Source organism: uncultured Flavobacterium sp. (genome assembly GCF_963975005.1).
Lineage (GTDB): Bacteria > Bacteroidota > Bacteroidia > Flavobacteriales > Flavobacteriaceae > Flavobacterium.
Map to the genome: position 1 here is coordinate 1 of NZ_CAXBFR010000071.1, position 13,641 is coordinate 13,641.

Genomic DNA, 13,641 nt, shown 5'->3' on the forward strand with positions numbered 1-13,641 from the left:
TTCCTTCATATGATTATAAAGAAAATAAAAAGGTCCAAAAGTTATATTTTACAATCTTATTAATCGTGATGGTTTTAACAACGGTTGCGATTATTTTAATGGATTTTTTTAAAAATTAAAACCACAAATTCAAAGAATAAAATCTGTGAATCTGTGGTTTTTTTTATCTAATTATCCAATATCCGAAAATCTAATTAACTATTCCAGTCAATCTTTTTAGAGAAATACATTACTGCTCCTAAAATGGCAAATAATCCAATACTTCCTACTAATAATGCATAATCTTCTAATTGAATAATTACAAAAATGAAAGTATATAATGCCGTCAATGAAATTCCGATAAACATTGGAAACTTTTTATCTTTTAATATCGAAATAGAGTAGAGTACTATCATCACAATAACTCCAATGGCAGCAATTATATAGGCTATCGAAAAAGTAGAATGTTCCGTAATCGAAATCAATAAGGTATAAAACATCACTAGAGCCAAACCAATCATAGTATATTGAAAAATATGTATGTTGATTTTACTAATCGATTGAATCAAGAAGAACACTAAAAACGTTAATCCAATTACCAAAAAACCATATTTTGAAGCTCTTTCGTTTTGTTGGTATTGATCCACGGTTTCTAATAACTTTACACCAAACAAATACTCATTTAAATTAGGCATTTGTTCTTCATATTGTTGCGAAAAAGGTCTGTTTATTTCTAAAACTTTCCATTCTGCATGAAATCCTGTACTATCAATTTTTTTATTTTCTTCATTGGCAGCAAAACTTCCAATTAAACTTGGTGAATCCCAATCAGAATCTAATTTGATATTGGTTGTTTTTCCAATCGGAATAAATTGAACACTTTCACTTCCGTTGAACTTCATTTGAAATTTAAAATTGATTGCACCTTCTTTTTGAAGTTCGTTAAAATTAAAACTATCCGATTTTAAGGTTCCAAATTTTGAAGACACTTTTAGATTACTTGATTCGATTGCATATTTAGTACTGTTCAAAGTGATATTCAAATCACTTTTAATGCTTTTTAAATTAGTAGTGTTGATGATAACAGCTGCTTTTTCCCAAATGATATTTTCGGGAGCAATATTTAGTTTTTCAAAATTAGGCTTGGTGAAGTTTCCATCAAAATCCATTGTAGAAGTAAATACTACATTTTCATACAAACCTCTTTTTAAAGGCTTACTTTTCTTAATTACGGAAGAATTATTTAATGTTTCTGGAAAAAAATAAGCTGTTTTTATAACTCTTTTTGATTGTGTTGAACGTTGAGAATTGGCATCAACATATTCCGTAGTTTCAATTCCGTAATAAGGAACACTTAAAATGGGTCCATAAAATTTAATATCTGAACCCCAAAGTGTATTGACTTCTTGGGTCATGTCTTTTTTACGTTGTGAACGTTCAGAAATTAAACCTTTGACTAGTTCTAACGGAATTAATAAGAATAAGCAAAGTAAGCCAACCAGAATCATTTTGGCTGTGTTAGATTGAAAAAACGAAGGCTTTTGTTGTGGTAATTGTGTTTGATTTTCCATGATTTTAATAAGGTTAAAAGGTTATGTGTTTAAAAGTTTATAAGGTTTTGTGGTTAATGTATTACGTTAAAAACTAAATACATATAGAAAAGAGTAATTGGAATATTACATAAGGCAATTCCTATTCTTATTAATGTTTCTTGATTATTTCGCTTTTCAATGAAGTGTAGAATTATCATAGCAATTAGATAACAAAAATTAATAAATAGTGCTAAATAGACATAGAAAAGTCCAATAATTGGTAACATATTAATTTTAGTTATTGCATATAATGACAATAGGATTGTCCCAATTGTAAAGGATAAAATGGGAATATAATTTTTTTGATAAAACGGGTTTTTTAATATTTCTTCCATGATATTATTGATTAATAGTTATTGTAAAATAATTTGAAACTTGAAAAATGAAATAGATGAAACAACCAAATAAGATTGAAAATCCTAATGACTTTGTTGTTAAGAAAATGTTCAATAAATCAGTAAATAAGTCTATCGGATTTTTAAAAATATCCCAACTGTTATAGCGAAGAATTCTACCTAAATAAATTCCGAAACCTGATAAGATTGTAATGCTAAAAAGTAAAATTGATGTTATCAAGGAACTGAACTTTGATGAAATTGATTTTTCAAAATCTTGTAAGGATATGATTCCTAATAAAAATCCAAGAGTTGAATAAGAACTAATCAATAATAAATCATACCAAAAAGTATAAGAATTCGATAAAGATAAATGCACAAAATCTGTTATGATGTAAAATGAATTGGGTAAGAACAACAACCAAGTTAAAACGATTATTCCGTTTTTGAATTTGTTATCGAATAGATTCCTAGTTTTTAAATAACTTGTCAAAAGAAACGGAATTACAGCTAAAAATAAATTCCAAATCAGAAACATCAAGAATATTGAAGTAGTCATTTTGATACGAATTAACGATAAGCAAAGACAAAAAAATCCAAAAGCGAATAATAAATTATTAAGCCTTTTGTTCGACTGATACAAGTGAAAAATAGTTTGCATAATTAATGAATATTAAAAGTTGATTTTATAGTTTTTAATGGAATAGGCAACATTTTTAAAAAATCTAAATGATAGAATTGATGAGCTTTTTTGCCTTTTTTATAAGATTCTATATAAGTTTTGATTCTAAAAGGATAGAAGAGAAGTCCAGTTGCAATAACCATAAATACAAAAGGTGATTTTTTACCGTTTCCTAATAAATAAAACTGCATGTTAATTTCATCTGTTACTAAAACTCCAGTATCAGTTAACACATGATAGATGTCGTGTTCTTCAAGTTTTGGCTGTGGTTCAAGGTTATATTTCAGTAAAAAACAACCTAAATGAAATCCTAAACTTTCTTCAGGAAGATTAATAAAATCTGAAATACTAACTTCCCAAGGAGAAGCATTTTTGAATAAAAATTCATAAGGAACTTTTACGATTTTGTACAATTTTTCGATGATGATTTCTTTCATTTCATGTTGAATTTATTTCAACATCTTTCGATGTTTTACGTTAATGTTGTTTATTAAAAGTACTTTGAATTTCAAAGTAAATGGATAAAAAAAAGGTTTTATGATTTTGAGATTAATTTTTCAAGGGCTTCAATATGATTTTTAAAGGCAATTCGTCCTTCTTTGGTTGCGATATAACTGGTATTTGGTTTTTTTCCAATAAATTGTTTTTCGACTGTAATATAATTTTCGCTTTCCAATGCTTTTGCGTGACTGGCCAAATTTCCGTCAGTAACACCTAATAATTCTTTTAAAGTTGAGAAATCAGCACTTTCATTGACCATCAAAACAGACATAATCCCAAGACGAATCCTGTGATCAAATGCTTTGTTTATGTTTTGTATGATGTTTTTCATTTTTATGCTGAACTTGTTTCAGTATCTGTTTTAGGTTAAATGTTTATAAGTTTAAAAGGTTATAAGGTTGGATTTATTCTATCACAAATAGTTTATTTCCTATCATATTTTCGATACATCACATATCCATATCCAATGTGACAAAATCCAAATCCTATTGCCCAGAAAAATAATCCATATCCAATAAAGAACGTTGAAATTAATCCAATAAATATCATGGTTAATCCTAAATATTTCACATCACCTAAAGTATACTTACTAGCATTTACGCAGGCTAAACCGTAAAAAATTAAAGTAACTGGAGCAATTAATCCGTAATATCCTTGATAAAGTAGGGCTAATGCAAACAAACCACCCGAGATTAATGGAATCGAAAACTGAATAACTAATCGTTTAGAAGAAACATCCCAAAGACTTTCTCCTAATTTTTTAGCTTTTGCAGAACTTAAAATAATTCCTGTTATAATAGATAAAATTACGACAATTGCAGCAATAATAAATAGTTGGTTGATAGCACTTTCGGTAGAAGTATTGTTCATTTTACCACGAACGATGACGTATCTTGAATCATAAGTGTATTTAATAATGTTGTTTGCTAAAAAAGCTCCAATTAAAGCATAAAAACCAGCTAAAATTCCGGATAAACCACTCAATGATAAAAAACGAGAAGATTTGTTCATCATGTTTTTTATTTCGGCAATGTCTTGAAGATATTTTTCGTTTTCCATTATAAAGTACTTTGAATTGCAAAGTAAATAAATATTTTTCAATGATGAACTATTTTTTTTGACTATTTTTGAAAAAAAAGAAAAATGAAAATTTTAGGATACATATTAAAAGGAATGAGTTTATACATTTTTGTAGCTATTGCTAGAACAATTTATAGTATGATTTCAGGAAAAATTCCAGTAGACGTAGTAAGTAGAAGTGAAGAAACTGGTTATGTTTTAGGGCAGGTTGTAATAATTGTAATTGCTAGTTTTTTAGCTTTTTTGTTATTTAAATATAGCAATAAACTTATTCGTAAAAAACCCAATCAAGTAGAAGTAAAACAATAAAAAATGAAACCAGCTGAAGAATACATCTTAAAACAACCTGAACATTATCAAGCTATAATCTTGCATTTATTTGCTGTTGTTGAACAGGTTATTCCTGAAGTTGAATTGCTTTTTAAATGGCATATGCCATTTTATTATTATAAGAAGAAACCATTTTGTTATCTAAATGTACTAAAAAAAGAAAATGCCATTGATTTGTGTTTTATGAAAGGGCATCTTTTAAAAAGACATAAAGATAAAATGATTGATAAAGACAGGAAATTGGTTGCTTCATTGCGATATGTTAACCTAAAAAGCATTGACAATAAAGTTTTAAATGAGGTTTTATTGGAAGTCAAGGCCTTATATCTTTAACTAAACATTAATACTCGTTATAATTTACTTTGATCATTTATTCTTAATTTTATACCTATGAATAAAGTGAACAAATCAGGATTCTATTTTAAAAATTATGAAGCACCTTACGAATCACCATTCGATAAGTTATTTACTATTTTTAAAGAATTAATAATCCATACTTCTGGAGATTTTGATGAAGCTATTGATTGGTTACGTAATTTGGATATGGAATACAAATTAACTACTCCAGATTACACAATTGATGATTTTATAGAAGATTTAAAGAAAAAAGGATATATCAGAGAAGAACTAAAACCTGACGGAACAGGTGGAATGGGAATTACTTCTAAAACCGAAAGAGCTATTCGTCAATCGGCTTTAGATCAAATTTTCGGCAATCTTAAAAAATCAGCATCAGGAAATCACAAATCAAAACAATCTGGAAAAGGAGATGAACAAACAGGTGATTTTCGGGAATATAATTTTGGAGATTCAGTCGAACAAATTTCATTAACCGAAAGTCTTAAAAACGCTCAAGTCAATAATGGGGTAGGAGAGTTTATGCTAACGGAACGCGATTTGATTGTAGAGGAAAGTCACCATAAATCGCAAATGAGCACGGTTTTGATGATTGATATTTCACACAGCATGATTCTTTATGGCGAAGACCGAATTACTCCTGCCAAAAAAGTAGCGATGGCCTTAGCCGAACTTATCACAACACGATATCCAAAAGACACTTTAGATATTTTAGTTTTTGGAAACGATGCGTGGACGATTAAAATTAAAGATTTACCTTATTTGCAAGTTGGACCTTATCACACTAATACTGTAGCTGGATTGCAATTAGCGATGGATATTTTAAGAAGAAAACGAAATACCAACAAACAAATTTTCATGATTACTGATGGAAAACCAAGTTGTGTTCGGGAGAAAAATGGTGAATATTACATGAACAGTAACGGTTTAGATCAATACATTGTTGATAAATGCTACAATCAAGCTGCTCAAGCTAGAAAATTACATATTCCAATTACTACGTTTATGATTGCCAAAGATCCTTATTTGCAACAATTTGTGAATCATTTTACTGAAGCTAATCAAGGAAAAGCATTTTATACGGGTTTAAAAGGTTTAGGGGAAATGATTTTTCAAGATTATGAAACCAATAGGAAGAAGAAGATTCGATAGTTTTCACAATTTAAAAATTACATAGATTTTTAAAATTTCTTAAATCTGTGTTCCAAAAAATAAAAAAAAATACGCACACTTTATAAAATTATATATGAAAGACATAAAAACATTAGGAGAATTAAAAAAATCAGGATACAAATCTCAAAATATAAAAGACGAATTAAGAACTAATTTGCGCAACAAAATAAAGGCAGGTGATGTTACTTTTGAAGGTGTTCACGGTTTTGAAAATACCGTTATTCCTCAGTTGGAAAGAGCTATTCTGTCGCGACATAATATTAATTTATTAGGACTTCGTGGTCAAGCAAAAACACGTTTGGCTAGAAAAATGATTGAACTTTTAGACGAATATATTCCAGTTGTGGAAGGTTCCGAAATTAATGACGATCCATTAAATCCAATTTCAAGATTTGCCAAAGATTTAATTGAAGAAAAAGGTGATAAAACACCAATTACATGGTTGCATAGAAGCGAACGTTTCTTTGAAAAATTAGCTACTCCAGATGTAACGGTTGCCGATTTAATTGGTGATGTTGACCCCATAAAAGCTGCGAATTTAAAACTGAATTATGCTGACGAAAGAGTAATTCATTTTGGAATGATTCCAAGAGCAAATCGCTGTATTTTTGTAATTAACGAACTGCCAGATTTACAGGCTAGAATTCAAGTAGCTTTGTTTAATATTTTACAGGAAGGAGATATTCAAATACGTGGTTTTAAATTAAGAATGCCTTTAGATTTGCAATTTATTTTTACAGCTAATCCAGAGGATTATACCAATAGAGGAAGCATTGTAACACCTTTGAAAGATAGAATTGGTTCGCAGATATTAACCCATTATCCCGAAAGTATAGGCATTGCAAGAACTATTACTGAACAAGAATCTAAATTGGATGACAATCAGTCAGAAACTGTTTATGTACCAAGTTTAGCGAAAGACTTATTAGAACAAATAAGTTTTGAAGCCAGAGATAGTGAGTTTATTGATGCTAAAAGTGGTGTTTCTGCAAGAATGAGCATCACAGCTTTTGAAAATTTAATTTCAACAGCAGAACGAAGAGCTTTATTAGCTGGAGAAGAAAAAACTACCGTAAGATTATCAGATTTTATTGGAATTATTCCTGCAATTACTGGAAAAGTAGAATTAGTTTATGAAGGAGAACAAGAAGGAGCTGCAACAGTTGCTCAATTTTTAATTGGCGATGCGATTCATACTTTATTTCCAGGATATTTTCCAAAGATTGAAAAGTTAGAAAAGGAAAATGAGAAAAATGCTTACACCGACTTATTAGAATGGTTCTTTAACGAAAGCGGTTTTGAATTACTAGATGATGAGAGTAATACAGAATATCAAAAAATATTAGATGAAGTAAAACCTTTAGATGTTTTAGTAAAAAAATACCAACCTGAAATTGCTAAAGAAGATGTATACTTTATGAAAGAATTTATTCTTTGGGCTTTGGTAGAATATAAAAAACTGACCAAAAACAGAGTGGATTCGGGTTACCAATATAAAGATTTGTATAGTAATTTTATTAGCAAACTCTAAGAAAAAAAAGCCTTTATTATATCTATTATAAAGGCTTTTTTTAAATAAACTAGTGTTCTTTTATTGAAAATTAAGGTTTGTAATATAGCTTACCGTCTTCATTAGTATAACAAAAAAATTTTCCATTTTCATCATATAGTTTAAATAATGGAATTCCTTTTCCAAAATAATTATAATCGACTAATAAAGGCATTTTATCAAAGATTGGAGAAATAGTTAAATTGTTTGGATAATCATAAATATATACACCATATTTATCACCATTTTTCAAAACATGACCTCCATTTTTTCCTTCGAAATTTGCAAAAATTATTTCATCATATTCAATAGGCAGGATGTATTCTTTTTTGTAAACTGAATATAAACCTTGTTTGTCATTTTTACTCACGATAAAATATTCGTCTTTTCTGAGTTTAAAATTATGTATATCTAACTCTTCAATTTTTTTTGGTAAATAATAGAAATATCCTTTCTTTTCTATTTTTCTTGCGTTTAGAATAATTTTTTCTTCCACTGAATTTAATATTGGTGAAGGAGCTATTTCCATTGGAACATCAATCATATTATCATATTCATTATAATGGCGTATTTTTTTCTCTGCTTCAAGATTAATTACTTTTTCATAAGCAATTACAATAGTTTCCTTTTCTAGTTTTAACAAAATTTCCTTTCCAACGCCACTTGTATCAAAAAATTGATACGTTAAGCTTCTATCATTATAATCACGATCATAATTTCTAGTTATATTTACTTGTGTAGCATTTTTAAAAATGGATTTAGTAATTTTTTGTTTTTTCTTATCAAAAAAATAAAGGGATGGTTTATCATCATCATCATCATAAGTGGTTACTAATAAAAGATTAGACTTATTATCTTTATCTATTTCATCATCAATACTTATATATGAAAAGTCTTCTTTAAAAATTTCTCTTCCTTTTATATCATATAAATGATGATAATCTTTAAAGTTTTTACTGTCATCATAACTTGATTTTTTTATATATTCATAACGAACAGCATTGATCAAATCATTATCCATATAATAATCTTTATAAGTTTGATCTTTAAGAATTATTTTGTCCCCAATAATCAATGAAGAAAGTACAGAATTATTGACAAAATTATAAGCAATAAAGTATTTGTTATGGTTATAACTTTGTAGTTCTACAATATCATATACAGCAGGAATAATCATTTTTCCATTTGGATTTGATACACCAAATTTATCTCCAATTCGAAAAGGAATACTGATTTCTTGTGCCTTTAAAAAAACACAAGTAAATAAAAAAAATAGAATTATAATATACTTCTGATATGCTGAAAAAAAACTCATTTTTTTAAAAAATTAAGTGAAATGTAATATTTACAAAGATATAAAGAATATTAATTATAAATTAAAACAGAAACGACCTCTTAAAATTTGGATAAAAAAAATCGCTTTAAATTAATAAAGCGATTCTTTTATTTATTTTAAAGGGATTAAATCCTAAAAATACCACCAAGAACAATTATACGTTGTAGGAACCAAAATTTTTGTTTTGCAGTATCATCACTTAAAGCAGTTGTTCTAATATCGTTCATATTTATATAACCCCCTTTTAATTCTGTTTGTACAAAAAAGTGTTTGAAGAATGTGAAGTTTAATCCCACTTTAGCAGAAGCTCCAAATCCAGAAACATGAAAATCATCGTGTCTGTCTTTTGAAAGTACTTTTGCATTTGTTTTAGGAAATAATAATCCAACTCCAACAGCACCAACTGTATTGACTTGAAACTTATCTGTATTAGGCAATTTAAATAATTTTGAAATATCATCTACACGGGCAATTTCAGTATTAACATAATTCAAACCATCAGTATGTTCAAAAGTCAGAAATTGTTCATCTAAAGTCAATTGGTTTCCTATAGGATTTTCGTTATATGTTCCAGGATTTGGATAATTTCCTGAATAATTAACTCTTTTGTTTTGATACATTACATATTTCATGTGGACTACACCAAGAGAAATATTGTAATGATCGTTAATGAAATAACCCATTCTAAAATTAGTTTGAGGAATAGTCATTCTTGAGGGATTGATATAATCTGTATGCCATCCTTTTGGTTTATCATGTGCTTCTACATCATACAATGTAAAATCATAATCTGCTCCTTTAAAACGGATGTCTGATTTAGAAAAAGTTTCTCTATTTCCACCCCAATAAACATAAAATTTACCTTTGTTATGTGCCGTGTATTTTTCAGGATTTTCGACTGTTTCTTGCGAAAAGGTGTACTGTGAAAACACACAAAAAGTTAGTACAACCATTAAAAATGATTGCTTCATTATAGTATTAAAAATTAAAATTGATTTACTGTTTTACGAATGGCCACTAGTTTTGTCATTAAGTTTTCGAAATAATCTAAATGCAACATGTTTGCTCCATCACTTTTTGCATTTGCAGGATCAAAATGTGTTTCAATGAAAATTCCGTCAACACCAACTGCAATTCCAGCTTTTGCTATTGTTTCAATCATATCAGGACGACCACCAGTTACTCCAGCAGTTTGATTTGGTTGTTGTAAAGAATGCGTTACATCCAAAACTGTAGAAGCATATTGTTGCATGGTTGGAATTCCTCTAAAGTCTACAATCATGTCTTGGTAGCCAAACATGGTTCCTCTATCAGTCACCATAATGTTTTCATTTTGGCAATCTAATACTTTCTGAACAGCATGTTTCATACTTTCAGGACTCATGAATTGTCCTTTTTTCAAGTTTACTGTTTTTCCTGTATTGGCTGCAGCTACAACTAAATCTGTTTGACGAACTAAAAAGGCAGGAATTTGTAAAATATCTACATATTCGGCTGCCATTGCAGCGTCTTCATTAGTATGAATGTCCGTTACAGTTGGAACTCCAAATTCTTTAGAAACTTTTTGTAAAATTTTTAAAGCTTTTTCGTCACCGATTCCAGAAAAACTATCAATTCTTGAACGATTAGCTTTCTTAAAAGAACCTTTAAATACGAATGGAATTTCTAATTTATCAGTAATTGATACTAATTTTTCTGCAATTCTCATTGCCATTTCTTCACCTTCAATAGCACAAGGACCGGCTAAAAGAAAGAAATTACCACTAGTTGTATGCTTTATTTGTGGAATATTGTTTATGTTCATAATTTGTTGTTTTTGAAGTTGCAAAGATAAAAAGAAAAACCATCTAATCGAAGTTTAAAAGGTTACTTATGTTACATTAAGATAATTTTAATTTCTTATTCTATTTTTCTAATTTGAAATCCTTTGGGACAAACAATTTTTCCTTTTTCAAATATATTGAAATAGAATGTTTGTTTTTTGGTTGAACCTTCTAAATTTACTTCATACATATATAATAATCCTGCTCCCATATTAGAATGCATAGTTGGAAACGGACAACAAGTATCAATTTTTTTAAATTCAATATTTTCTCCATTTGGTCCTTGTAAACCCTTAAAAAAATAGTTGATAAAGTTTTCTTCTGATCGTTCACTTATTAGTCCAATATTAACAGGATAATCTGCATCAACGCCATATTTTGAATCTTTCGCATATTCTGTAAAAACAAACATTCCATCCTTAATCATAGGTCTTATAGCATCATTGTCAATATTCTTAATGGTTGATTTTGTACTTATACAAGATGAAGTAATAGTGATAATTGAGAAAATTAAAATTAATTTTTTCATGTTAATTGGCTTTAGATTTTATAAAATATGAAATTATAGCACTAACAACAATTCCATTTGATAAGGTTGAAAAAGTATTTGTATACATGTAATTTGACAGAGAAAAATATTTTTGGGCATCTTCCAATGTCATTTTTGAATTTTCTGTTTTATAGTTGATAATGTTTGTAAAATAATCTGGAGAAATATATTCGAATGTAATAAACAAAACAACTGGAGTTAAGAGAGCTATTAGTAAGGAAAGTATCGCTCCAGAAAGAAAACCTTGCTTCCAGTCTATTTTATTGTGGTAATAATTCTTCTTTTTTTCTACTAATGCTAAAACAAAGATAATTATAGTAATAACTCCAAAAAGCATAGTATAAATAGGTTGAAATTTTACTTTTTCGTCATGCCAGCCCATTGTTTTTTCAAAATACATCCAAATTAACAAGCTTACTGAAAAAATAACAGCCCATTTTACTTCGATTTTAAACTTTTCCATTTTACTTTTTTAAATTAAATACGCTATAAAAGTAATAAATGTTTATCAAAACGCTATTAATAAAAGTTTTTTGAAATAAAAAAAGCAACAAGAAAGAAGTAAAGCGATATCATCTGACAATTAAAAAAAATTAATATCTCCATTTGAAATTGAATACATTAATTATATTTGCTTAAAATTAAAAATATGGATTTTATATATGGAACTTGGCACTGGTCAATTTCTGGGTTTCTAATTGGTATGATAATGTTGTCGTTGGTTTATTTTGGTAAATCATTCGGGATGTCTTCTAACTTAAGAACCCTTTGCACAATTGGAGGAGCAAAAAGAGCTAGTCAATATTTTGATTTTGATTGGAGAGAACAAAAATGGAATTTAGTCATGGTTCTAGGAGCAATTCTAGGAGGTTATTTTGCCACACAGTTTCTAAGTAGTCAAAATATAGTTCAAATTAATCCTAAAACAATTGAGCAATTACAAGCCTTAAATATTGACGCTCCAAACGGAAAAATTGTTCCAGATGCCATATTTAGTATGGAAACTATGCAAACACCTAAAGGATTTTCAATCTTATTAATTGGTGGTTTGTTAATTGGTTTTGGAACTCCATATGCCGGTGGATGTACTTCAGGTCATGCGATTTCTGGATTGAGCAATTTACAGTTGCCCTCATTAATTGCAGTAATTGGTTTTTTTATTGGTGGATTAATTACGTCTTATTTTATAATTCCCTTATTATTTTAACTATGGAATCGACTAAAATAATCAGTTTGTTGCAAACAAACACCTTTAAAGAAAAGAGATACCATTTGACCTTAAATAAATAAATAAAAACAAATGAAATTATTTAGATTTTTACTTGTGGGATTTATATTTGGAATTGTTTTAACCAAGACAGAAGCCATATCTTGGTATAGAATATATGAAATGTTTCACTTTCAATCCTTTCATATGTATGGTGTTATTTTTACTGCTATTTTTACTGGTGTAATTGGTATTCGATTTTTAAAGAAAAAAGATATTAAAGACTATAAAGGACATACTATTGAAATTTTAGACAAAGAAAGAGCCTCTTTTAGATACATCATCGGTGGAATAATGTTTGGTTTAGGTTGGGCATTAGTTGGATGTTGTCCTGGCCCAATATTTGTTTTATTGGGAGTAGGAATAATTCCGATTTTAGTGGTTTTAGTTGGAGCACTTTTGGGTAATTTTATATACGGAATCGTAAAAGATAAATTGCCTCACTAATAATTTAATTTATAAGTAGCTTTTGTTACAGATTGTGATTATTGTATTTTATAAATTTGTTATAATATAAAATATCATGGAATATAAAATATATGTTCAAAACTTAAAGTGTGGTGGTTGTGCCAAAACAATTACAAATAAATTAAATGGAATAAAAGGAGTTTCTAATTTAAATATCTATGTAGAGGACAGTTTAGTTATTTTAAATTGTACTGAAATTATTCTTGAAAAAGTAAAAGAGACATTAAAAAAAGCTGGTTACCCTGAAGATGGTGAGCAAAATTCTTTAAGCTCAAAAGCTAAATCTTACGTAAGTTGTGCTATTGGAAATATAGGTTAAGTTTTTTTTATGCATACCGAAACAAGCCTACTCTTAAGTAGGTTTTTTAATGTTAAAAAAATAATAATAAAATATTTTTTTATTAGAAAATTAATTTATATTTGTCCGAATTAATCAATAAAAAAACAAAAATGAAAAAATTTAAACAAGTAGTATTGCTATTTTTAGTAGCTACAGTAACGTTAGTATCTTGTAATAAAGATGATGATAAGGAAGCTTCAATTGAAGGGAAGTGGGAGTATAGTAAAGAAGGAACTATAGTTAATGGAACTGAGTCTTTATCTGATTACCAACACACAA

General features: G+C 28.3%; 19 protein-coding genes. 8 read left to right on the forward strand and 11 right to left on the reverse strand.

Annotated elements, in window-relative coordinates; genetic code table 11:
* Positions 1 to 194: 194 nt before the first annotated feature.
* The 6 genes from creD to AACZ53_RS09475 all read right to left on the reverse strand — a co-directional run bounded on the left by creD (position 195) and on the right by AACZ53_RS09475 (position 4,148).
* Positions 195 to 1,550 carry a cell envelope integrity protein CreD gene (gene creD, locus AACZ53_RS09450; RefSeq protein WP_339837542.1) on the reverse strand — a complete coding sequence of 452 codons (1,356 nt, stop codon included), beginning with the start codon at positions 1,548 to 1,550 and terminating at the stop codon, positions 195 to 197.
* 53 nt (positions 1,551 to 1,603) lie between these two features.
* Positions 1,604 to 1,906: a hypothetical protein gene (locus AACZ53_RS09455; RefSeq protein ID WP_339837545.1), complete on the reverse strand. Its 303-nt coding sequence runs from the start codon at positions 1,904 to 1,906 to the stop codon at positions 1,604 to 1,606.
* A 4-nt stretch (positions 1,907 to 1,910) separates the two neighbouring features.
* The gene (locus AACZ53_RS09460) at positions 1,911 to 2,465 is read right to left on the reverse strand and encodes a DUF1361 domain-containing protein (RefSeq protein WP_339837548.1); all 555 of its coding nucleotides are present in this window, start codon (positions 2,463 to 2,465) and stop codon (positions 1,911 to 1,913) included.
* A 104-nt stretch (positions 2,466 to 2,569) separates the two neighbouring features.
* Positions 2,570 to 3,025, reverse strand: coding sequence for a hypothetical protein (locus AACZ53_RS09465; RefSeq protein ID WP_339837551.1), 456 nt, complete (start codon positions 3,023 to 3,025; stop codon positions 2,570 to 2,572).
* 98 nt (positions 3,026 to 3,123) lie between these two features.
* A complete protein-coding gene (locus AACZ53_RS09470; RefSeq protein ID WP_339837553.1) occupies positions 3,124 to 3,420 on the reverse strand; it encodes a transcriptional regulator in 297 nt (98 codons plus the stop codon).
* 92 nt (positions 3,421 to 3,512) lie between these two features.
* Positions 3,513 to 4,148 carry a hypothetical protein gene (locus AACZ53_RS09475; protein WP_339837556.1) on the reverse strand — a complete coding sequence of 212 codons (636 nt, stop codon included), beginning with the start codon at positions 4,146 to 4,148 and terminating at the stop codon, positions 3,513 to 3,515.
* An 84-nt stretch (positions 4,149 to 4,232) separates the two neighbouring features.
* Between AACZ53_RS09475 and AACZ53_RS09480 the strand changes: the two genes are divergently transcribed.
* From AACZ53_RS09480 to AACZ53_RS09495, 4 genes are all read left to right on the forward strand, one after another.
* Positions 4,233 to 4,478: a hypothetical protein gene (locus AACZ53_RS09480; protein WP_339837559.1), complete on the forward strand. Its 246-nt coding sequence runs from the start codon at positions 4,233 to 4,235 to the stop codon at positions 4,476 to 4,478.
* Between the two features lie 3 nt (positions 4,479 to 4,481).
* Positions 4,482 to 4,832 carry a DUF1801 domain-containing protein gene (locus AACZ53_RS09485; protein WP_339837562.1) on the forward strand — a complete coding sequence of 117 codons (351 nt, stop codon included), beginning with the start codon at positions 4,482 to 4,484 and terminating at the stop codon, positions 4,830 to 4,832.
* Between the two features lie 57 nt (positions 4,833 to 4,889).
* Positions 4,890 to 6,008, forward strand: a complete 1,119-nt coding sequence (locus tag AACZ53_RS09490) for a VWA domain-containing protein (protein ID WP_026716372.1) — start codon at positions 4,890 to 4,892, stop codon at positions 6,006 to 6,008.
* 94 nt (positions 6,009 to 6,102) lie between these two features.
* The gene (locus AACZ53_RS09495) at positions 6,103 to 7,560 is read left to right on the forward strand and encodes a magnesium chelatase (protein WP_339837565.1); all 1,458 of its coding nucleotides are present in this window, start codon (positions 6,103 to 6,105) and stop codon (positions 7,558 to 7,560) included.
* 70 nt (positions 7,561 to 7,630) lie between these two features.
* Here AACZ53_RS09495 and AACZ53_RS09500 read toward each other — a convergent pair whose 3' ends face one another.
* From AACZ53_RS09500 to AACZ53_RS09520, 5 genes are all read right to left on the reverse strand, one after another.
* The gene (locus AACZ53_RS09500) at positions 7,631 to 8,893 is read right to left on the reverse strand and encodes a hypothetical protein (RefSeq protein ID WP_339837569.1); all 1,263 of its coding nucleotides are present in this window, start codon (positions 8,891 to 8,893) and stop codon (positions 7,631 to 7,633) included.
* 146 nt (positions 8,894 to 9,039) lie between these two features.
* A complete protein-coding gene (locus AACZ53_RS09505; RefSeq protein ID WP_339837571.1) occupies positions 9,040 to 9,885 on the reverse strand; it encodes a hypothetical protein in 846 nt (281 codons plus the stop codon).
* A gap of 14 nt (positions 9,886 to 9,899) precedes the next feature.
* Positions 9,900 to 10,718, reverse strand: coding sequence for a 3-deoxy-8-phosphooctulonate synthase (gene kdsA, locus AACZ53_RS09510; RefSeq protein WP_339837573.1), 819 nt, complete (start codon positions 10,716 to 10,718; stop codon positions 9,900 to 9,902).
* 95 nt (positions 10,719 to 10,813) lie between these two features.
* On the reverse strand, positions 10,814 to 11,266 hold the full coding sequence (locus AACZ53_RS09515; RefSeq protein ID WP_339837575.1) for a 2-dehydro-3-deoxyphosphooctonate aldolase: 453 nt from the start codon (positions 11,264 to 11,266) through the stop codon (positions 10,814 to 10,816).
* 1 nt (position 11,267) lies between these two features.
* Positions 11,268 to 11,750, reverse strand: coding sequence for a DUF4199 domain-containing protein (locus AACZ53_RS09520; RefSeq protein WP_339837577.1), 483 nt, complete (start codon positions 11,748 to 11,750; stop codon positions 11,268 to 11,270).
* 186 nt (positions 11,751 to 11,936) lie between these two features.
* On the opposite strand from AACZ53_RS09520, the gene AACZ53_RS09525 reads away from it, so the two are divergent.
* The 4 genes from AACZ53_RS09525 to AACZ53_RS09540 form a co-directional block, all read left to right on the forward strand.
* Positions 11,937 to 12,494: a YeeE/YedE thiosulfate transporter family protein gene (locus tag AACZ53_RS09525; RefSeq protein ID WP_339837579.1), complete on the forward strand. Its 558-nt coding sequence runs from the start codon at positions 11,937 to 11,939 to the stop codon at positions 12,492 to 12,494.
* Between the two features lie 93 nt (positions 12,495 to 12,587).
* A complete protein-coding gene (locus AACZ53_RS09530; RefSeq protein WP_339837582.1) occupies positions 12,588 to 13,001 on the forward strand; it encodes a DUF6691 family protein in 414 nt (137 codons plus the stop codon).
* 76 nt (positions 13,002 to 13,077) lie between these two features.
* Positions 13,078 to 13,341 carry a heavy-metal-associated domain-containing protein gene (locus AACZ53_RS09535; protein WP_339837584.1) on the forward strand — a complete coding sequence of 88 codons (264 nt, stop codon included), beginning with the start codon at positions 13,078 to 13,080 and terminating at the stop codon, positions 13,339 to 13,341.
* A gap of 101 nt (positions 13,342 to 13,442) precedes the next feature.
* The coding region (locus AACZ53_RS09540) for a hypothetical protein (protein WP_339837586.1) at positions 13,443 to 13,641 on the forward strand (199 nt) is incomplete at its 3' end.

Bases quoted from the DNA above. Each gene is read 5' to 3' on its own strand.
- creD (WP_339837542.1), bottom strand. From the start codon at position 1,550: ATGGAAAATCAAACACAATTACCACAACAAAAGCCTTCGTTTTTTCAA.
- AACZ53_RS09455 (WP_339837545.1), bottom strand. From the start codon at position 1,906: ATGGAAGAAATATTAAAAAACCCGTTTTATCAAAAAAATTATATTCCC.
- AACZ53_RS09460 (WP_339837548.1), bottom strand. From the start codon at position 2,465: ATGACTACTTCAATATTCTTGATGTTTCTGATTTGGAATTTATTTTTA.
- AACZ53_RS09465 (WP_339837551.1), bottom strand. From the start codon at position 3,025: ATGAAAGAAATCATCATCGAAAAATTGTACAAAATCGTAAAAGTTCCT.
- AACZ53_RS09470 (WP_339837553.1), bottom strand. From the start codon at position 3,420: ATGAAAAACATCATACAAAACATAAACAAAGCATTTGATCACAGGATT.
- AACZ53_RS09475 (WP_339837556.1), bottom strand. From the start codon at position 4,148: ATGGAAAACGAAAAATATCTTCAAGACATTGCCGAAATAAAAAACATG.
- AACZ53_RS09480 (WP_339837559.1), top strand. From the start codon at position 4,233: ATGAAAATTTTAGGATACATATTAAAAGGAATGAGTTTATACATTTTT.
- AACZ53_RS09485 (WP_339837562.1), top strand. From the start codon at position 4,482: ATGAAACCAGCTGAAGAATACATCTTAAAACAACCTGAACATTATCAA.
- AACZ53_RS09490 (WP_026716372.1), top strand. From the start codon at position 4,890: ATGAATAAAGTGAACAAATCAGGATTCTATTTTAAAAATTATGAAGCA.
- AACZ53_RS09495 (WP_339837565.1), top strand. From the start codon at position 6,103: ATGAAAGACATAAAAACATTAGGAGAATTAAAAAAATCAGGATACAAA.
- AACZ53_RS09500 (WP_339837569.1), bottom strand. From the start codon at position 8,893: ATGAGTTTTTTTTCAGCATATCAGAAGTATATTATAATTCTATTTTTT.
- AACZ53_RS09505 (WP_339837571.1), bottom strand. From the start codon at position 9,885: ATGAAGCAATCATTTTTAATGGTTGTACTAACTTTTTGTGTGTTTTCA.
- kdsA (WP_339837573.1), bottom strand. From the start codon at position 10,718: ATGAACATAAACAATATTCCACAAATAAAGCATACAACTAGTGGTAAT.
- AACZ53_RS09515 (WP_339837575.1), bottom strand. From the start codon at position 11,266: ATGAAAAAATTAATTTTAATTTTCTCAATTATCACTATTACTTCATCT.
- AACZ53_RS09520 (WP_339837577.1), bottom strand. From the start codon at position 11,750: ATGGAAAAGTTTAAAATCGAAGTAAAATGGGCTGTTATTTTTTCAGTA.
- AACZ53_RS09525 (WP_339837579.1), top strand. From the start codon at position 11,937: ATGGATTTTATATATGGAACTTGGCACTGGTCAATTTCTGGGTTTCTA.
- AACZ53_RS09530 (WP_339837582.1), top strand. From the start codon at position 12,588: ATGAAATTATTTAGATTTTTACTTGTGGGATTTATATTTGGAATTGTT.
- AACZ53_RS09535 (WP_339837584.1), top strand. From the start codon at position 13,078: ATGGAATATAAAATATATGTTCAAAACTTAAAGTGTGGTGGTTGTGCC.